Raw genomic sequence first — 18,809 nt, 5'->3', positions numbered from 1 at the left:
GAAATCTCGCGTCGTGTCATGAGAACGAGCGACGTTCGCGAACGGTTCCCGGGTAATGCCCATCAGCGACGGCTGCCGTTGCCACTGAGCGTCTTGCGCCAGTGGAAGCCGCCGGGAAGGTTGACGCTCAGAGTGCGGCGCCCATCGGCCGTCTTGGTGACCCTGAAGGCGCGGTTTCCCCAGCTGTGACCCACTCCACTCCGCGAAAGGTTAAGACGGAACGGACCGAACTTCATGGATTTCCGGTATCCCCAGCCCATTACTTCCTCCTTAGGCGTTTTTCGCGAGATTCAGCTACCCGGCAGACACGGTGCAAACATGTTTGAAAGCGGGTTCGAATCGTGGCTCGCGAATCCGGGGGCCTCCGGCAGAGATCGTTTTCCGCGCTGACCAGTCCGGTTCCCGTCCTTTCGCCGGGAGGCGGTCACCCGGGAAAAACGGCGGGAAAAGTCACTGGGACGGGGCCACTGCGGGGGTGGCGGCGGGTTCGGAGGCCGTCCGGGGCGGCATGCCGGGAAAGGCCTCGATCTCGGGGCGCAGGCTGTAGGAGCGGACGGCGCACTCCTGCATGGCCAGCGCGGCCATCTTGCGCAGGGCCGGGTCCGGGGACGCCGCCAGCTCCAGGTAGGCACCGGTCACCCCCCGCTCGACCAGCACGGCCAGCTCCACCGCCTGCGCCGCGCTCGACGGCGTGGCCGGGAGCTCGTAGACCGCCTTCGGCTCGGCGGGCGTGCCGCCCGCGGCGATGGTCATGGTGCGGAGCTGGTCGCGGCGGGCGCGGTGGGCGTTGTAGACGGTCGTCATCGCCACGCGGAGCCTGCCCGTGGTCCTGGCCGCGAGGACCCCGTAGGCGTACACGGCGGCGTGCTCGGCCGCCAGCGCCGCGCCGAGCCCCTGATCGGCCCCGGCCCCCCGGGCGCCTCTCACAGCGCCTCTCACAGCGCCTCTCACAGGGACCTCGACAGGGCCGCGGCGTGCGCGGCCTCGCAGGCGCCGATGGAGGCGAGCAACTGGGCCAGCGGTGGCGAGACCTTCTCGATCTGGCGGGTACGCAGCGCCGCGGCCCTGCGTTCCAGGTCCCGCAGGGTCCGTACCGAGGGGCTGCCGCCCTGGGGCGTGCTCCCGGAGGGCGAAGGGGCGGGCGCCGGGGTCGCGGCCGTGGCGGACACGGCGGCCGGAGCGGGCGGCGTGGGCGGGAGGCGGCGGCGGAGCTCGGCCAGATGGGCCTCGTGCCGCTGCCTGAAGGGCTCGAGCCGGGCCGAGGCCGCCGAGGCGTACAGGGCGACGGTCCGCTCCTTGCCCGCGATCAGCTCACGCAGGAGCAGGGTCTCGGGGTCGGGTGGCGCGGCCGCGGGAGGCACCCGCTCCTCGGCGGCGCATCCCGTGACCGTCACGGCCGCGACCCCGAGGGCGCCGCCCCTCAGCAGGGCGCGCCGGGAGACGGAACGCACGACGACCTCCGGTTCTGTGTCGGCAGCTGACGCACTTAGCATCGTACGGGCTTGGAATAATGGCACTCACCTCGCTTCTCGGACGGCTCCGCCACACCGAGTGGCGCTGTTTCCACGCCCTGGTGTGGATAGGCTGGTTAATCGCATGGGCGAGGTCCGCCCGGCTGAGATCGTGACAATGGGAGGTCGGCATGGGCAGCGCCACATCCCGCGACCGCCTGATAGAGCTTCTGGAACCTGTCGTCGGAGCCGAAGGGCTCGACTTGGAGGACGTCACGGTCACCCCCGCGGGCAAGCGGCGGCTGCTGCGTGTCGTGGTCGACCGTGACGGGGGCGTGAGCCTCGACGACGTCGCCGAGGTCAGCCACGCCGTCTCCGCGACGCTGGACGCCGACGAGGCGATGGGGGCCACCCCGTACGTGCTGGAGGTCTCCTCCCCGGGAGTCGACCGCCCCCTCACCGAGCCGCGCCACTGGCGCCGCGCGGTGAAGAGGCTGGTCAAGGCCGACCTGAGGGACGGCAGCGCCGTGGAGGGCCGGATCGTCGCCACCGACGAGACCGGCGTGGAGCTGGACGTCGACGGCGCGCCGCGCCGCATCGACTATGAGGACCTGACCCGAGGACGGGTGCAGGTGGAATTCCGCCGGCTCGACGACGCCGAAGACGACGGCGAAGACGGCGACGAGGGCTAAGGGGGAAGCCTCGTGGACATCGACATGAGCGTCCTGCGCAGCCTGGAGCGGGAGAAGGACATCTCCTTCGACCTGGTCGTCAAGGCGATCGAGGACGCGCTGCTGATCGCATATTTCCGGAGCGAGGGCGCGGCGGCCAAGGCGCGCGCCGAGCTCGACCGCAAGTCCGGGCACGTGACCATCTTCGCCGCCGAGCTCGACGACGAGAGCGGGGAGGTGCTCAGGGAGTTCGACGACACCCCGGGCAACTTCAGCCGCATCGCCGCGACCACCGCCAAGCAGGTCATCCTGCAGCAGCTGCGCGACGCCGAGGATGAGATCAACTTCGGTGAGTTCGCCAGCCGCGAGGGTGAGCTGGTGGCCGGAGTCATCCAGCAGGGCAAGGACCCGCGAGTGGTCCTGGTCGACCTGGGCAAGATCGAGGCGGTGCTGCCGCACAGCGAGCAGGTCCCGGGCGAGGAGTACGTCCACGGCGACCGCATCCGCTGCTACGTGGTGCAGGTCAAGAAGGGCCACAAGGGCCCCTCGGTGACCCTGTCGCGCACCCACCCCGGCCTGGTGAAGAAGCTCTTCGCGCTGGAGGTGCCCGAGATCGCCGACGGCACGGTCGAGATCGCCGCCGTCGCCCGCGAGGCCGGTCACCGCACCAAGCTCGCGGTCAGGTCGCGGCGCCCGGGAGTGAACGCCAAGGGCGCCTGCATCGGCCCGATGGGCTCGCGGGTACGCAACGTGATGACGGAGCTGCACGGCGAGAAGATCGACATCATCGACTGGTCGGAGGATCCCGCGGATTTCGTGGGGAATGCGCTGTCTCCGGCCCGCGTTTCCCACGTAGAGGTGATCGACTTCGACGGCCGCGCCGCGCGCGTGACCGTGCCGGACTACCAGCTCTCCCTCGCCATCGGCAAGGAGGGCCAGAACGCCCGGCTGGCCGCCCGCCTCACCGGCTGGCGGATCGACATCCGTCCCGACACCCAGCCGGGGGACGCGGCCGGTCCCGCAGATGCGCCCACACGGTAAGCTGGAATATGGTGGCCAGGCTGCCCCACTGAGAACATGTGTGGGGTGCCGGGTTCGCACGGTTTCCTCCGAGCTGCTCCGCCTGGTGGTGGTCGAGGGCGTTATCGTCCCTGACCTGCGAAGACGGCTCCAAGGTCGTGGTGCTTCACTGCATCCCACCTTGAGCTGTCTCGAACTCGCAGAGCGTCGCCGAGCGTTTCCGCGTGCTTTTCGCGTCGCGGAATCGCTCGACCTGTCGCGGCTGCGTGGCCACCTGGAAGAGCAACACGATGAAAGGATCGGGTGAAATGGTTACCGACTGTCATGTAGGACGCCGATTTGATGGGCTGGTCAGATAGCTATGAGCGCCTGATGAGCATGCGGCGATGAGTACGTCAACGTAACGACGGTCCGGCGGCACTGCCTCCCGGGCCGAGACAAGGGAGTGCAGTGGCGAAGGTCCGGGTATACGAGCTCGCCAAGGAGTTCGGTGTGGAGAGCAAGGTCGTCATGGCCAAGCTCCAGGAGATGGGCGAGTTCGTGCGTTCGGCGTCCTCGACTATCGAAGCACCGGTAGTCCGCAGGCTCACGGAAGCTTTGGGCGGCCCCAGTAAGGGCTCGTCCGACAGGGGCAGAGGCCCCAGGCCGCCTCAGGCGGCACCTCGGCCGGGAGACGGCCAGCCGAACGGCGCCTCCACGGCGTCGACATCAATCCCCAAGCCGGGACCGGCCCCCAGGCCGGGTCCTCGTCCGGGTCCCGCACCGGCTCGTCCCGCGGCCCCCGCGCCGCAGGCGGCCCCGCCGGTCGTCCCCCCGGCTCCGCCGGTCCAGCCCCCGCAGCCGCCGCGTCAGCAGCCGCCGCAGGTGCAGGCCCCGCGGTTCGAGGCACCCCGCACCGACAGCGCGCGTCCGGCGGCCTCCGGCCCCGGTCCCAAGCCGGGTCCCAGGCCCGCTCCGCGTCCGGGTCCCGCCCAGCGCCCCGAGGCGCGTCCCGAGGGCGGTCGTCCGGCGGGCGGTCCGGGTGGGGCGCCTTCGGGCCCCAGGCCCGGTGCCGGTGCCCCTGGCGCCGGTGCTCCCGGTGCCGGTGCGCCCAGGCCCGGCCCGCGTCCGGGCCCGCGTGGCCCGCGTCCCGGCAACAACCCGTTCTCGTCGAACGCCAGCGGCATGGGCCAGGCCCGTCCGCCGCGCGCCGGCGGCCCCGGTGGTCCCGGTGGCCCCGGCCGTGACGGCGCTCCCGGCGACAGGGGTCCGCGTCCCGGTCCCCGCGAGGACCGCGGTCCTCGTCAGGACCGCGACAACGCCGGTCCCCGTCCGCCCGGCGCCCGTTCCGGCCCGCCCGGATCCGGTGGCCCGCGTCCGGGTCCCGGTGCCGGTGGCCCGCGTCCCGGCGGCGGTGCGGGTGGCCCCGGCGGCCCGCGTCCCGGCGGTCCGCGTCCCAGCCCGATGATGATGCCCCAGGGCCGGCCCGCCGGTCCCGGCGGCGGTGGCGGCGCAGGCCGTCCCGGCGGCGGCGCGGGTGCCGGTCGTCCCGGTGGCGGCGCGGGCCGTCCCGGCGGTGGCGGCGGTCGTCCCGGTGGCGGCGGCGGTTTCGCCGGTCGTCCGGGTGGCGGTGGCGGCGCAGGCCGTCCCGGCACCGGAACCGGTGGTCCCGGTGGCGGTGGCGGCGGTTTCGCCGGCCGTCCCGGCGGCGGTGGCCGTGGTCGCGGTGGAGGCACCGCGGGCGCGTTCGGCCGTCCCGGAGGACGCCCGACCCGCGGTCGCAAGTCCAAGCGCCAGCGGCGTCAAGAGTTCGACAACATGCAGGCCCCGGCGATCGGCGGCGTGCAGGCTCCCCGCGGCAACGGGCAGACGATCCGCCTGTCGCGCGGCGCCTCCCTGTCGGACTTCGCCGACAAGATCGGCGCGATCCCGGCGTCCCTGGTGCAGATCATGCTGCACCTGGGCGAGATGGTGACCGCCACGCAGTCGGTCAACGAGGAGACGCTCCAGCTTCTGGCCGCCGAGCTCGACTACAACCTGCTTGTGGTCAGCCCGGAGGAGGAGGACCGCGAGCTCCTGGAGACCTTCGACATCGAGTTCGGCGAGGACGAGGGCGACGAGTCCGACCTGGTCGCGCGCCCGCCGGTGGTGACCGTCATGGGTCACGTCGACCACGGTAAGACCAAGCTGCTCGACGCCATCCGCAACACCAACGAGGTGGCGCGGGAGGCCGGTGGCATCACCCAGCACATCGGTGCCTACCAGATCGCCACCGTGCACGAGGGCGAAGACCGGAAGATCACCTTCATCGACACCCCGGGTCACGAGGCGTTCACCGCCATGCGTGCCCGAGGCGCCAAGGTGACCGACATCGCCGTCCTGGTCGTCGCGGCCGACGACGGTGTGAAGCCGCAGACCGTCGAGGCGCTCAACCACGCCCAGGCGGCCGACGTGCCGATCGTCGTCGCGGTCAACAAGGTCGACAAGGAGGGCGCCGACCCGGGCAAGGTCCGGGCCCAGCTCACCGAGTACGGCCTGGTCGCCGAGGAGTACGGCGGCACCACGATGTTCGTCGACATCTCCGCCAAGAACGGGATCGGCATCGAGCAGCTGCTCGAGGCCATCCTGCTCACCGCGGACGCCGAGCTCGACCTGCGGGCCAACGCCACGATGGACGCCCAGGGCGTCGCCATCGAGGCGCACCTCGACAAGGGCCGCGGCCCGGTCGCGACCGTGCTGGTCCAGCGCGGCACGCTCCGCGTCGGCGACTCGATCGTCTGTGGCGAGGCCTTCGGCCGCGTCCGGGCGATGCTCGACGACAAGGGCGAGGCGATCCCGGAGGCCGACCCGTCCCGTCCGGTGCAGGTGCTCGGTCTGACCGCGACGCCGGGAGCCGGTGACAACTTCATCGTCGTCACCGACGACCGGATGGCGCGCCAGATCGCCCAGCAGCGCGCCGCGCGCAAGCGCATCGCGGACATGGCCAAGTCCGGCCGTCGCCGCACCCTCGAAGAGCTCTTCAGCGAGATGGAGAAGGGCCAGGTCGACGAGCTCAAGCTCATCATCAAGGGTGACGTCTCCGGTTCCGTCGAGGCCCTGGAGGACGCGCTGCTCAAGATCGACGTCGGCGACGAGGTGCGCCTGCGGGTGCTCCACCGCGCCGTCGGTGCGATCACCGAGTACGACGTCAACCTGGCGGTCGCCGACGACAACGCCGTCATCATCGGCTTCAACGTGCGTCCCGAGGTCAGGGCGCGCGACCTGGCCGAGCGCGAGGGCGTCGACATCCGCTACTACTCGGTCATCTACCAGGCGATCGAGGAGATCGAGGCGGCCCTCAAGGGCATGCTCAAGCCGGAGTTCGAAGAGGTCCAGATGGGCACCGCCGAAGTCCGCGAGGTCTTCAAGGTGCCGAAGATCGGCAACATCGCCGGTGCTCTGGTCCGCTCGGGCACGATCGTCCGCAACAGCAAGGCCCGGATCATCCGCGGCGGGGTCGTCATCTCCGACAACCTCACCGTCTCCTCGCTGCGCCGTTTCAAGGACGACGCGACCGAGGTCCGTGAAGGGTTCGAGTGCGGTATCGGTGTCGGCTACAGCGACATCAAGATCGATGACGTCATCGAGACCTTCGAGATGCGGGAGAAGCCGCGAGCCTGATGCCCCGACAGGCGAAGGAACCGTTCCGCCGGCCGTGCCACCCGAGTGCCCCTCGGGTGCGCGGCCGGTGGGCGGGGCCCACGCCCCGTGGCACGGTGCCGACCGTGGCGAGTGACCCACTATGTATGTAGGTGCCCTGACATTGGACATCCTGCTCGGCGACGTTCACTCGCTGAAGCAGAAGCGCTCGGTGGTGCGTCCCATCGTCGCCGAGGTGCAGCGACGGTTCCCGGGTGTGGCCGTCGCGGAGACCGGCCATCTTGATCTGCATCGCCGTACCGAGATCGGGATCGCGGTCGTCTCCTCCACCGCCGCCAACTGCGGTGCGGTGCTGGACGACTGCGAGCGACTGATCGCCTTCCACCCGGAGATCGAGCTGCTGTCCGCCAGGCACCGGCTCTACAACGAGGACGAGGACTAGATACGGAGACGGCCGGTCGGCGAAGGCACCCCTACCGCCACCGGCCCTCTTCGTGAGAAGGGGGGAGCTATGGACGCCGCACGCGCACGCAAGATCGCCGATCGGATCCAGCAGATCGTGGCGGAGATGCTGGAGCGCCGGATTAAGGACCCCAGGCTGGGGTTCGTGACCGTGACGGACACGCGCATCACCAACGACCTGGGCGAGGCCACGGTGTTCTACACCGTGTTCGGCTCCGAGGCCGAGCGGGCCGACTCCGCCGTGGCCCTGGAGAGCGCCAAGGGGCTCATCCGCTCGGAGGTGGGCCGCCAGACGGGCCTGCGCCACACCCCGACGCTGACGTTCACCCACGACCCGCTTCCCGACACCGCCCGCCACCTGGAGGACCTGCTCGCCGAGGCGAAGGCCAGGGACGTGGAGATCGCCAAGCGGGCCGAGGGGGCCTCGCACGCCGGGGACGCCGACCCCTACCGCAAGCCCGAGGACCGGGAGGACGGCGACGACTCCGGGGACGAGGAAGACGAGTCCTCGGAACGCGCGGGACACTCCGCGACGTGACGCCCGACCTGCGCGACGACGACTCGGCGGGCCCGGTGTCCGGTCAGGACTGGGCCCGGGCCGTCGAGCTCATCTCCGCCGCGGACGAGGTCGCGCTGGCCTGCCACGTCTCGCCCGACGGCGACGCGCTCGGCTCCATGCTGGGCGTCGGGCTCGCGCTGCGCGCGGCGGGCAAGCGGGTCACCGCCTCGTTCGGTGACCGGCGTTTCACGGTGCCCAGGCTGCTGCGCTTCCTGCCGGGGCAGGATCTGCTCGCCGATCCCGCGCACTACCCGGCCGCGCCCGAGGTGATGGTCACCTTCGACGTTCCCACCGTCGGGCGTCTCGGCGTGCTGACCGGCAACACGGCCAAGGCACACGAGCTGGTCGTGCTGGACCACCACCCGTCCAACACCGGGTTCGGCACCCTCAACCTGGTCGACCCCGGCGCCGCGGCCACCGCCGTGCTCGCCGAGGAGCTGATCCACCGGCTCGGACTGCCGGTCGACAGGGACATCGCGACCTGCCTGTACGTCGGGCTCGTCACCGACACCGGCTCCTTCAGGCACTCCTCCACCACTCCCGACGCGCACGCCATGGCCGCCCGGCTGCTGGCCACCGGGCTCGACCCGGAGAAGATCGCCCGTGAGCTGTGGGACCGTTCCCCGTTCGGCTACCTGAAGGTGCTCGGCGCCGTGCTCGACAGGGTGCGGCTGGAGCCCGAGGTGGGCGGCGGCCTGGTGTGGACGTTCGTCACCCGCGCCGACCGCGCCGCGTACGGGCTGCCGTACGACGAGATCGAGGGGATCATCGACGTGATCCGGCGTACCGACCAGGCGGACGTCGCCGCCATCCTCAAGGAGGACGACGACGGCGTCTGGCAGGTCTCCATGCGCTCCAAGGGCGGGGTGGACGTCTCGCGCGTCAGCGCCGCGCTGGGGGGCGGCGGGCACGCCAAGGCGGCGGGTTTCACCTCCCACCAGCCCGTCGAGGAGACGATCGCGAGTCTCCGGGCCCTGCTGTAAAACCCTTTCCGGCACGCCTGTAAGGACCGAAATGAGTACGGCTCGCGCCAAGCGCACCCCGCCGCCGAGCGGGCTGATCATCGTCGACAAGCCCGCCGAGTGGACCTCGCACGACGTCGTGGCCAAGCTCCGCGGCATCGCGGGCACCCGCAAGGTCGGCCACGCCGGCACCCTCGACCCGATGGCCACCGGCGTGCTGGTGGTCGGCGTCGAGAAGGCCACCCGCCTGCTCGGCCACCTCGCGCTCACCGAGAAGGGCTACGACGCCACGATCCGCCTCGGCCAGACCACCAACACCGACGACGCCGAGGGTGAGATCATCGCCACCGCGTCGGCGGCACAGGTCGCCGAGGAGGAGATCAGGAAGGGCGTCGCGACGCTGACCGGCCCGATCATGCAGATCCCTCCGCAGGTCAGCGCCATCAAGGTGAACGGCGAGCGGGCCTACAAGCGGGCCAGGGCGGGCGAGGAGGTCGAGCTCAAGGCTCGCCCGGTGGCCGTGTCGGGGTTCGAGATCACCGCCGTACGCCGGCACGGCGACCTCGTCGACGTCGACGCCTCGGTGTCCTGTTCCAGCGGCACCTACATCCGCGCGCTCGCCCGCGACCTGGGCGCCGGCCTGGGGGTCGGCGGCCACCTGACCGCCCTGCGCCGTACCCGGGTGGGCCCCTACGACCTGTCGGCGGCCCACACCTTGGAGCGGCTCGCCGCCGAGTGCGTGATCCTGCCGATGGCCGACGCGGTCGCGGCGGCCTTTCCCCGCAGGGACGTGACCGCCGAGGAGGCGGCGTCCGTCGCGCACGGCGGGAGGCTGCCCGCGCTGGGCCTGGGAAGCGGGCCGATCGGGGTGTTCGGCCCCGACGGAACCCTGGTGGCGCTGGTCGAGGAGCACGGCCAGGTCGCCAAGTCCCTGGCGGTCTTCGTCTCCTGACGGGACGCCTGCCATCGCCTGTCCAGTTCGTCCTTTCCGGTCCTGCGAAGTCCTGCGAAGTCCTGCGAAGTCCTTCGAAGCTCGGTGAAGTCCTCCGAGGTACCGCGTGGCCGGCGGCGGGTCCCGGCCAAGGGGCTCCCCGATTGGGGAGAAGGACTCAGAGCATGGCAGTCTTTAGGGGTTCATCCGCTACGAGGGAACTACGAGGGAAGAGGCTGCGGTGCGAGGCTGGCACGGATTGGACGACGTGCCCGAAGACTGGGGCAGGTCCGTCATCACCATCGGCGTCTTCGACGGCGTTCATCGCGGGCACCAGCAGATGGTGACCCGTGCCGTCGAGATGGCCGGGCGTCTCGGGGTGTCCTCGGTGGTGGTGACCTTCGACCCGCATCCGGAGGAGGTCGTGCGGCCCGGCACGCACCCGCCGAGGCTGACGACGGCCAGGCACCGCACCGAGCTCCTCGCGGGGCTGGGCGTCGACGCGGTGTGCGTCCTGCCGTTCACGCTGGAGTTCTCCCGGATGAGCCCGGACGAGTTCGTGCAGACCGTGCTCGTCGACCGGTTGCACGCCGCCGGGGTCGTGGTGGGGGAGAACTTCCGCTTCGGGCACAAGGCCTCCGGTGACGTGGAGACGCTGCGCACCCTCGGGGAGAAGTACGACTTCGTGGCCGAGGCGGTCCCGCTGGTCAGCGAGGGGGAGACGATCTCCTCCACCCGGATCCGCGAGCAGATCGCCGCCGGGGACATGGAGGCGGTCACGCAGACGCTCGGCCGCCCGCACCGGGTCGAGGGCGTGGTCGTCCGCGGTTACCAGCGCGGGCGGCAACTCGGTTTCCCGACGGCCAACCTGGAGTCGCCGGAGTTCACCGCGATCCCCGCCGACGGCGTCTACGCCGGCTGGCTGCAGGGGGTCTCGACCGGGAACCTGCCCGCCGTCTACGGCGGCGAGCGCTGGCCCGCGGCGATCTCGGTGGGCACCAACCCGACCTTCGAGGGCGTGCCCCGCACGGTCGAGGCGTACGCGCTCGACCGCGACGACCTCGACCTCTACGGCGCGCACGTGGCCGTGGACTTCGGGCCGAGGCTGCGCGGCAACACCAGGTTCGACTCGATCGAGGCGCTCGTCGCGCAGATCCACGCCGACGTGGACGAGGTGCGGCGCTTGACGAGCTGACCTCTCCCGCCCGATACCGCCTGCTTCCGTCCTGCTGTCGTCCGGTCCCGCCTGACCCTCGTGTCACACGGACCTCGCGCCACGCGGCCCCTCCGGTCCCGCTTCCCCGGTCCAGCCGGGATTCCCGGGCAGGGCTCGCCGGGGCTTTCGTGCGATGTGCGAGGGCGTTGAAGCCGGTGGTAACCTGGCATGTCAGCTCTGTAACCGGTGGTCAATGATCCCGGTGCTGATCTCGCCACGGCGACTGTAGGCACGCACGGTCGTTCGGGGAGCCGGAATTGCGCGTGCCCGCAGAGGTTCAAGGAGAAAAGTGTCGCTCGACACCGCAGCAAAGAAGCAGATCATCGGTGACTACGCCAAGGGTGAGACCGACACCGGTTCCCCCGAGGTGCAGATCGCGCTGCTCAGCAAGCGCATCAGCGAGCTCACCGAGCACCTGAAGGTGCACAAGCACGACCACCACAGCCGTCGTGGCCTGCTGCTGCTCGTCGGCCGCCGTCGCCGGCTGCTGAAGTACCTGCAGAGCAAGGACATCGCGCGCTACCGCTCGCTCATCGAGCGGCTCGGCCTGCGCCGATAGTGTTGTGAGGGAGTGGCGTTCGCGCCGCTCCCTCATCTCATACGGGATGGTGTTGGCGCGTCGCGCCACGAAGACGCCGTCCCAGTGAGCAAACTGAATAGCCGAGACAGTGCCCCGCGTCCGCAAGCAAGCGCGCCCCACGGCGTCGGAGGGCCGGTCCTCGGTAGTGGCCCCCGGTCATCATGGCACAAGCCATACGGAACCGGGCGCTTCGATCGAAGACCGGCGCTGCACCTACGGGGAGCCGGCAACACGACGAACCAGGCGCGACACGTGCGTCTGGCCGGACGCGGGCGACCGAAACAAGGAGGTCCCCCGTGGAGGGTGTCCACAGCAGCGAAGCCGTCATCGACAACGGCTCATTCGGCACGCGTACCATCCGGTTCGAGACCGGGCGGCTCGCGCGCCAGGCGGCGGGTTCCGCCGTCGTCTATCTCGACGACGACACGATGGTCCTCTCCGCGACCACCGCGTCCAAGAATCCCAAGGAGAACCTCGACTTCTTCCCCCTCACGGTGGACGTCGAGGAGCGAATGTACGCCGCGGGCCGCATTCCCGGCTCGTTCTTCCGGCGTGAGGGCCGTCCCTCCGAGGACGCCATCCTCACCTGCCGCCTGATCGACCGGCCGCTGCGCCCCTCGTTCGTCAAGGGCCTGCGCAACGAGATCCAGGTCGTCGCCACCATCATGGCGCTGCACCCCGAGCACCTGTACGACGTCGTGGCGATCAACGCCGCGTCCCTCTCCACCCAGCTCGCCGGGCTGCCGTTCTCCGGCCCGATCGGCGGCGTCCGCGTCGCGCTGATCGAGGGCCAGTGGGTCGCCTTCCCGACCAACACCGAGCTGGCCGGCGCCACCTTCGACATGGTGGTCGCGGGCCGCGTCCTGGACGACGGCGACGTCGCGATCATGATGGTCGAGGCCGAGTCCACCCGCGACACGCTCAAGCTGGTCGCCGAGGGTGCCGTGGCGCCGACCGAGGAGACCGTGGCTCAGGGTCTCGAGGCCGCCAAGCCGTTCATCAAGGTGCTGTGCGAGGCGCAGGCCAAGGTCGCGAAGGTCGCCGCCAAGGAGACCGCCGAGTACCCCCTGTTCCTCGACTACCAGGACGACGTCCTGGAGGCCGTGACCGGCGCGGTGCGCAGCGAGCTCGCCGCGGCGCTGACCATCGCCGGCAAGCAGGAGCGCGAGACCGAGCTCGACCGGGTCAAGGCCCTGGTGCTGGAGAAGGTCGGCCCCGACTTCGAGGGCCGCGAGAAGGAGATCGGCGCCGCGTTCCGGTCGCTGACCAAGAAGCTCATGCGCGAGCGCGTCATCGCCGAGGGCGTCCGCATCGACGGCCGCGGCGTCAAGGACATCCGGCAGCTCAGCGCCGAGGTCCACATCGTGCCCCGCGTGCACGGCTCGGCCCTGTTCGAGCGCGGCGAGACCCAGATCCTGGGCATCACCACGCTCAACATGCTCCGCATGGAGCAGATGATCGACACGCTCAACCCCGAGCGCACCAAGCGCTACATGCACAACTACAACTTCCCGCCCTACTCCACCGGTGAGACCGGCCGGGTGGGCTCGCCCAAGCGGCGCGAGATCGGTCACGGCGCGCTCGCCGAGCGGGCGCTCCTGCCGGTGCTGCCGGCGCGCGAGGAGTTCCCGTACGCGATCCGCCAGGTCTCCGAGGCGCTGAGCTCCAACGGCTCGACCTCCATGGGCTCGGTCTGCGCCTCGACGATGGCGCTGCTCGACGCGGGCGTCCCGCTGAAGGGCATCGTCGCGGGCATCGCGATGGGCCTCATCAACGAGGGCGACCAGTACGTCACGCTGACCGACATCCTCGGTGCCGAGGACGCCATGGGCGACATGGACTTCAAGGTCGCCGGCACCAAGGACGTCATCACCGCCCTCCAGCTCGACACCAAGCTGGACGGCATCCCGGCCTCGGTGCTGTCGGCCGCGCTGCGGCAGGCCAAGGGCGCCCGCCTGGCGATCATCGACGTGATGCAGGAGGCCATCGACTCCCCGGCGGAGATGAACGCGACGGCCCCGCGCATCATCACGATCAAGATCCCGGTGGACAAGATCGGAGAGGTCATCGGCCCGAAGGGCAAGATGATCAACCAGATCCAGGACGACACCGGCGCCGAGATCACCCTGGAAGACGACGGAACCATCTACATCGGCGCCACCGACGGCCCGTCCGCCGAGGCGGCCAGGTCGGCGATCAACGCCATCGCGAACCCGCACATGCCGGAGGTCGGCGAGCGCTACCTGGGCACGGTCGTCAAGATCGCCGCCTTCGGTGCCTTCATCTCCCTCATGCCGGGCAAGGACGGTCTCCTGCACGTCTCCCAGATCCGCAAGCTGCACGGCGGCAAGCGCATCGAGAACGTCGAGGACGTCATGAACGTCGGCGAGAAGGTCCAGGTGGAGATCGCCGAGATCGACTCGCGCGGCAAGCTCTCCCTGGTGCCGGTCGAGGTCATCGAGAAGGAGGCCGCAGCCAGGGCCGAGTCCGGTGACGCCGAGCCGTCGGCCGCTCCGGCCGCCGAGGCGCCCGCCGCCGACGAGCGGCCCCGCGAGGAGCGGCCCCGCCGCACCCGCACCCGCAGCAGCAACGGTGGTGGCGGTGGCGGCAACCGTGGTGGCGGCGGAGGGGAAGACCGCAACTCGTGATCACCACCACTCTGCACCCCGGCAAGGACGGCGCCGGGGTCGTGAAGCGCACCGTCCTTCCCGGTGGGCTCCGGGTGGTGACCGAGTCCATGCCGACCGTGCGTTCCGTCGCGGTCGGCATGTGGGTCGGCATCGGATCGAGAGACGAGTCCCCCCAGCACATGGGCTCCTCCCACTTCCTCGAACACCTGCTGTTCAAGGGCACGCCCACGCGGGACGCCCTGGAGATCTCCGCGGCCATCGAGGGCATCGGCGGCGAGATCAACGCGTTCACCGCCAAGGAGTACACCTGCTACTACGCGCGGGTCCTCGACGAGGACCTGCGGGTGGCGATCGACGTGCTCGCCGACGTGGTGACCTCCTCGCTCATCAGCGAGGAGGACGTCGAGGCCGAGCGTGGCGTGATCCTGGAGGAGATCGCCATGCACGACGACGATCCCTCGGACGTGGTGCACGAGCAGTTCTCCGCCGAGCTGTACGGTGACACGCCGGTCGGCAGGCCGATCCTCGGCACGGTCGACTCGATCACCGCGGTCAGCCGCGACCGGATCGCCGAGTACTACCGGCGTTACTACCTGCCCACCCACACCGTGGTGTCGGTGGCGGGCAACGTCGACCACGAGCAGGTGGTGGCCCTGGTCGCCGCGGCCTACGAGCGGGCCGGGGCCCTGGGCGGGGACGCCTCGCCGGTGCCCCCGCGCGTGTCGGGCCCCGGCGTCGAGCTCCGCTCCGGCACGCGGGTGGTGCACCGGCCGACCGAGCAGGCCAACCTGGTCCTCGGCACGACCGCGCTGACCCGCACCGACGAGCGCCGTTTCGCGCTCGGCGTGCTCAACGCGGCGCTGGGCGGCGGCATGTCCTCGCGGCTGTTCCAGGAGATCAGGGAGAAGAGGGGGCTGGCCTACTCGGCCTACTCCTACACCTCCGCCCTCGCCGACACCGGCCAGTTCGGCATCTACGTCGGCTGCCTGCCGTCGAAGATCGACGACGTGCTGAAGATCTGCCGCGAGGAGGTGCTCCGCGTGGTCGCCGACGGCATCACCGAGGAGGAGATCGTCCGCGGCAAGGGCCAGATGCGCGGCGGTCTCGTGCTCGGCCTGGAGGACACCGGTTCCCGGATGTCCAGGATCGGCAAGGGCGACCTGGTCTTCGACGAGCTGCTCTCGGTCGACGACCTGCTCGCCAGGATCGACGCGGTGACCCCGGAGCAGATCGCCGAGGTGGCCCAGGACGTCCTCACCCGCCCGATGTCCCTCGCGGTCATCGGCCCCTACAAGGAGGACAGGGACTTCAGCGCGGTCGTCGCCGGCTGACGGTCCCTCACGGCTCCTGTCCGAGCGGCCCCGGCGTTCCCGCGCCGGGGCCGTCCGTCGTTCCGTGACGGTCCTCACCGGCTCAACGTACGAGCGCGACCCCGTCGTCCTGTGATGGTCCTTCCCGATTCCACGCACGCGCGGCCCCGGCGTTCCCGCGCCGGGGCCGTCCGTCGTCCAGGGGGCCTTCGGTATAGCCTTGGGCCCGTGATCAGGGTTGGAGTTCTCGGCGCCCGAGGGCGCGTCGGTGTCGAAGTGTGCAAGGCCGTCGAGGCGGCGGACGATCTGGAGCTGGTCGCGGCCGTCGACCAGGGTGACCCGATCGAGGGGCTGGAAGGCGCCGAGGTGGTGGTCGACTTCACCCACCCCGACGTCGTCATGGGCAACCTCGAATGGTGCGTCTCCCACGGCATCCACCCGGTGGTCGGCACCACCGGCTTCGACGCGGGACGGCTGGCGACCGTGCGGGGCTGGCTGGACGCCAACCCCGGGGTCAACGCGCTGATCGCCCCCAACTTCGGCATCGCGGCCGTGCTCATGATGCACTTCGCCCAGCAGGCGGCCCGCTACTTCGAGTCGGCCGAGATCGTCGAGCTGCACCACCCCAACAAGGCCGACGCGCCCTCGGGCACCGCCCGCCGTACGGCCGAGCTGGTCGCCGAGGCCCGGCGCAAGGCAGGGTCGGCGCCGATGCCGGACGCCACCAGCACGGAGCTCGACGGGGCGCGCGGCGCCGACGTCGACGGGGTCCGCGTGCACGCGGTCCGGCTGGCCGGGCTCATCGCCCACCAGGAGGTCATCCTGGGCGGCGACGGCGAGATCCTCACCATCCGCCACGACACCATGAACCGCTCGTCGTTCACCCCGGGCGTGCTGCTGGGCGTGCGACGGGTGCGCGAGCTCCCCGGCCTCACGGTCGGCCTGGAGCACCTTCTCGACCTCTAGCGCGGTGGCCGCCCACGTCCGCCGGGTTCCGCGACGGGCGACTTCGGGCGGTGGCTTGGGGCGGCTTAAGAGCGGGTTCGGACGGTGGCTTCGGGGGGTTTTGGGGCGGCTTCGCCGGGGCGGCGACCGGGAATTCGTTCGGGCCCCACGGTCACCGTACCGGCGGGCGATCCCACCGGTCCTGCCGTCTCCGGAACCCCGGGCCTTGCGCCGCTCGTTGCTCAACCATGACACCTTCCGAGCTCGCCTGCCCGCTCTGTCACGGCACCGCGTTCCAGCAGGAGCAGGGCAGGCTCGACAGCCGCTGGGGTATCACCTCGCACCGATTAACCCTGATGATCTGCGAGCGCTGCCGCTATATCCTCCACTTCTATGACAAGCACTCCATCTTCGACTTCGACTGAGGTCCGCTGGGCGCGGCCGGAGGAGCTGGCCGGGCTGGTGGCGGTGGAGCTGGCGGCCGACGGGGTCTTCGCCCAGGTGGGGATCACCTTCCCGCCGGGGACCACGATGGTCGAGGAGGCCGGCGACCCCTCCCGGGTGCTCGTGGCGGGCGACCCGCCGATCGGGTTCGCCCTGTTCGGCCTGGTCGACGGGCAGGTCCACCTCGACCAGCTCGCCGTCCACCCCGACCACGGGCGCAGGGGGGCCGGTGGGCGCTTGCTGGAGGCCGTCTGCGAGCACGCGGCCTCGACCGGCTTCGCCGCCGTGACGCTGACGACCTACCGCGACGTGTCCTGGAACGCGCCCTGGTACGCCCGGCGCGGCTTCTCCGTGCTCGACCCCGCCGAGTGGGGGCCGGAGCTGGCCGAGCTGGTGCGCCACGAGCGCGAGCTGGGCATCGAGATCGTCCCCCGCGTCGTGATGCGCCGCGTCCTGTGACGAGGCCGGTCCGGCGGTCCTCCGCACCGGTTTCCGCCGGCCGGCGTCGCGGTGCTCGAGTCGCTTCCCTGCTTCTTCGGGCGATCACCGGGGACATGACGTCGTCCGACTGTTCAAGGCCCAAGGCGCCGGCCTCGGCGTGATCGGCATCTCGAAGACCTCGCCGCGCCGATACCTGACACCGGAACCCGTCGGCACGGCCATCGGCCCGTACGATCGCGGCTACCGGGTGATCAGCTGCTTGCAGAGGCTGTCGACGTCCCTCGTGATGCCGCCCTCGTAGTTGCACAGGTCGATGGCCAGGTAGCCGTCGCCCGGGTACCAGGCCAGGTCGGTGGAGACGCCGTTGCTGCTGCCGCCGTTGTGGCCGAGAATCCAGTGGCCGCCGGTCAGGGTGGCGCTGGGCCCGTAGCATCCGAACAGGAACTGCGGGGGCTTCCCGGCCGGCGGCGGCCCCGGCGGTGGCACGGGGTTCTTCGGGCTCGTCGCCAGCCAGGTGTGCTCGGCGTCGAGCAGCTTGTTTCCGGTCAGCGCCGTCATGAAGGCGACCAGATCCGCCGCGGTCGAGTAGGCGCCGCCCGCGCCGTTGCCGAGGAACTCCACGCGTTCGAGGTGGTCGACGCGTGGCCCGCCCGCCCGAGGGTCCTGCGGGGCGTACGGATGGGCGATCCGCCGGCTGCTCCGGCACTGGTCGCGATCGTAGAAGTCGGTGCCCGTCATGCCGGCAGCCCGAAAGACGTGCCGCCGTACGAAGTCGTAGAAGGTCTGGCCGGAGACGGCCGCGACGATGAACTGCAGCGTGACGTAGCCGGCGTTGCTGTACACATGCGAGGTGCCGGGCGGGAAACCGAGCGGGGCCTTGCGGACCAGGCGCAGCAGCCCGGCGGTCACCTCCGCCTCGCTGGACCAGCCCTGGATGACCGGGCCGTTGACCGGGCCGTAGATGTCGCCCATTCCCGAGGTGTGGGTGAGGAGCTGGTGCACCGTGACGGTGCCGGCGACCTCGGCGGGAAAGCCGTCCAGGTAGGTTCCGAGCTTCTCGTGGTATGCGATCTTGCCCTGCTGGACGAGCTGTGAGACGGCGATGCCGGTGAACATCTTGGTGATCGAGCCGAGCCCGAAGATCGTGTCCGGCTTGTTGGGCAGCGAGCGGCTCCTGTCGGCCATGCCGTAGCTGCGCGACAGAACCGGGCGGCCGTTGCGCAGGAGCAGATACGTACCGGAGTACTGGTCGGCGGCCGCCCGCTGTGCGATCAGCCTGTCGAGCGCCCCGCCCGGGAGCAGATCGGCGGGCACCGGCTTCCCGGGCGGCCTGTCACCGGCTTCGGCGGCCTTGGGCATGGTGTTCACGGCGAGCAGTCCGCCCGCGCCGATCAGTCCGAGCGCGGCGCGCCGCGAGGTTCGATGTGTGGTCATGCGGGCAAGCCTGCGGTTCGCGATCCGCCGCCGGCATCGGCGCCGGGTCGCGACTTCGGTCTGTCGCAGGAGGTACGCGGACTCCGTCCGGCGACAGACGCGTCGCCCGGTCAAGAGACCGTACCCTCGGATGGT

19 protein-coding genes are annotated in these 18,809 nt (G+C 70.8%); 15 read left to right on the top strand and 4 right to left on the bottom strand.

Features of this window, described 5'->3' with window-relative positions; all coding sequences use genetic code 11:
• Nucleotides 1-62 precede the first annotated feature (62 nt).
• From AB0F88_RS05500 to AB0F88_RS05490, 3 genes are all read right to left on the bottom strand, one after another.
• Nucleotides 63-260 carry a DUF4236 domain-containing protein gene (locus AB0F88_RS05500; RefSeq protein WP_329091724.1) on the bottom strand — a complete coding sequence of 66 codons (198 nt, stop codon included), beginning with the start codon at nt 258-260 and terminating at the stop codon, nt 63-65.
• Between the two features lie 190 nt (nt 261-450).
• Complete coding sequence (locus AB0F88_RS05495; RefSeq protein WP_362677640.1) at nt 451-927, bottom strand: ferritin-like domain-containing protein; 477 nt, start codon at nt 925-927, stop codon at nt 451-453.
• A gap of 20 nt (nt 928-947) precedes the next feature.
• A complete protein-coding gene (locus AB0F88_RS05490) occupies nt 948-1,451 on the bottom strand; it encodes a hypothetical protein (protein ID WP_362677638.1) in 504 nt (167 codons plus the stop codon).
• A gap of 191 nt (nt 1,452-1,642) precedes the next feature.
• Between AB0F88_RS05490 and rimP the strand changes: the two genes are divergently transcribed.
• From rimP to AB0F88_RS05415, 15 genes are all read left to right on the top strand, one after another.
• A complete protein-coding gene (rimP, locus tag AB0F88_RS05485; protein ID WP_350972788.1) occupies nt 1,643-2,143 on the top strand; it encodes a ribosome maturation factor RimP in 501 nt (166 codons plus the stop codon).
• Nucleotides 2,144-2,167: 24 nt separating this feature from the next.
• Entirely contained in the window at nt 2,168-3,163 is a 996-nt protein-coding gene (gene nusA / locus AB0F88_RS05480; protein ID WP_350972934.1) for a transcription termination factor NusA, read from the top strand.
• Nucleotides 3,147-3,449 (top strand): YlxR family protein, encoded by a 303-nt coding sequence (locus AB0F88_RS05475; protein ID WP_362677636.1) that lies wholly within the window; start codon nt 3,147-3,149, stop codon nt 3,447-3,449. Before nusA ends, AB0F88_RS05475 begins: the two co-directional genes overlap by 17 nt.
• 143 nt (nt 3,450-3,592) lie before the next feature.
• A complete protein-coding gene (gene infB, locus AB0F88_RS05470; protein ID WP_362677634.1) occupies nt 3,593-6,781 on the top strand; it encodes a translation initiation factor IF-2 in 3,189 nt (1,062 codons plus the stop codon).
• A gap of 121 nt (nt 6,782-6,902) precedes the next feature.
• On the top strand, nt 6,903-7,202 hold the full coding sequence (locus AB0F88_RS05465) for a DUF503 domain-containing protein (protein WP_329091737.1): 300 nt from the start codon (nt 6,903-6,905) through the stop codon (nt 7,200-7,202).
• Between the two features lie 69 nt (nt 7,203-7,271).
• Nucleotides 7,272-7,760 carry a 30S ribosome-binding factor RbfA gene (rbfA, locus tag AB0F88_RS05460; protein WP_344745459.1) on the top strand — a complete coding sequence of 163 codons (489 nt, stop codon included), beginning with the start codon at nt 7,272-7,274 and terminating at the stop codon, nt 7,758-7,760.
• On the top strand, nt 7,757-8,764 hold the full coding sequence (locus tag AB0F88_RS05455; RefSeq protein ID WP_362677631.1) for a bifunctional oligoribonuclease/PAP phosphatase NrnA: 1,008 nt from the start codon (nt 7,757-7,759) through the stop codon (nt 8,762-8,764). Before rbfA ends, AB0F88_RS05455 begins: the two co-directional genes overlap by 4 nt.
• 31 nt (nt 8,765-8,795) lie before the next feature.
• Nucleotides 8,796-9,695, top strand: a complete 900-nt coding sequence (gene truB, locus AB0F88_RS05450) for a tRNA pseudouridine(55) synthase TruB (RefSeq protein WP_362677629.1) — start codon at nt 8,796-8,798, stop codon at nt 9,693-9,695.
• A 220-nt stretch (nt 9,696-9,915) separates the two neighbouring features.
• On the top strand, nt 9,916-10,869 hold the full coding sequence (locus tag AB0F88_RS05445) for a bifunctional riboflavin kinase/FAD synthetase (RefSeq protein ID WP_362677627.1): 954 nt from the start codon (nt 9,916-9,918) through the stop codon (nt 10,867-10,869).
• A gap of 310 nt (nt 10,870-11,179) precedes the next feature.
• Nucleotides 11,180-11,449 carry a 30S ribosomal protein S15 gene (rpsO, locus tag AB0F88_RS05440; RefSeq protein WP_030904195.1) on the top strand — a complete coding sequence of 90 codons (270 nt, stop codon included), beginning with the start codon at nt 11,180-11,182 and terminating at the stop codon, nt 11,447-11,449.
• 317 nt (nt 11,450-11,766) lie between these two features.
• Nucleotides 11,767-14,118, top strand: coding sequence for a polyribonucleotide nucleotidyltransferase (locus AB0F88_RS05435; RefSeq protein WP_362677625.1), 2,352 nt, complete (start codon nt 11,767-11,769; stop codon nt 14,116-14,118).
• A complete protein-coding gene (locus AB0F88_RS05430) occupies nt 14,118-15,431 on the top strand; it encodes a pitrilysin family protein (protein WP_362677966.1) in 1,314 nt (437 codons plus the stop codon). The genes AB0F88_RS05435 and AB0F88_RS05430 overlap by 1 nt, the downstream gene beginning before the upstream one ends.
• Nucleotides 15,432-15,638: 207 nt before the next feature.
• A complete protein-coding gene (dapB, locus tag AB0F88_RS05425; protein WP_362677623.1) occupies nt 15,639-16,376 on the top strand; it encodes a 4-hydroxy-tetrahydrodipicolinate reductase in 738 nt (245 codons plus the stop codon).
• Between the two features lie 227 nt (nt 16,377-16,603).
• Nucleotides 16,604-16,780, top strand: a complete 177-nt coding sequence (locus AB0F88_RS05420) for a hypothetical protein (RefSeq protein ID WP_362677621.1) — start codon at nt 16,604-16,606, stop codon at nt 16,778-16,780.
• Entirely contained in the window at nt 16,749-17,258 is a 510-nt protein-coding gene (locus AB0F88_RS05415; RefSeq protein ID WP_362677619.1) for a GNAT family N-acetyltransferase, read from the top strand. Before AB0F88_RS05420 ends, AB0F88_RS05415 begins: the two co-directional genes overlap by 32 nt.
• A 222-nt stretch (nt 17,259-17,480) precedes the next feature.
• Here AB0F88_RS05415 and AB0F88_RS05410 read toward each other — a convergent pair whose 3' ends face one another.
• The gene (locus AB0F88_RS05410) at nt 17,481-18,674 is read right to left on the bottom strand and encodes a serine hydrolase domain-containing protein (RefSeq protein ID WP_362677617.1); all 1,194 of its coding nucleotides are present in this window, start codon (nt 18,672-18,674) and stop codon (nt 17,481-17,483) included.
• Nucleotides 18,675-18,809 lie beyond the last annotated feature (135 nt).

Source organism: Streptosporangium sp. NPDC023963, assembly GCF_040639135.1.
Lineage (GTDB): Bacteria > Actinomycetota > Actinomycetes > Streptosporangiales > Streptosporangiaceae > Streptosporangium.
The sequence above is the reverse complement of the archived record's forward strand: the minus strand, read 5'-3'. Positions and strand labels throughout refer to the sequence as shown.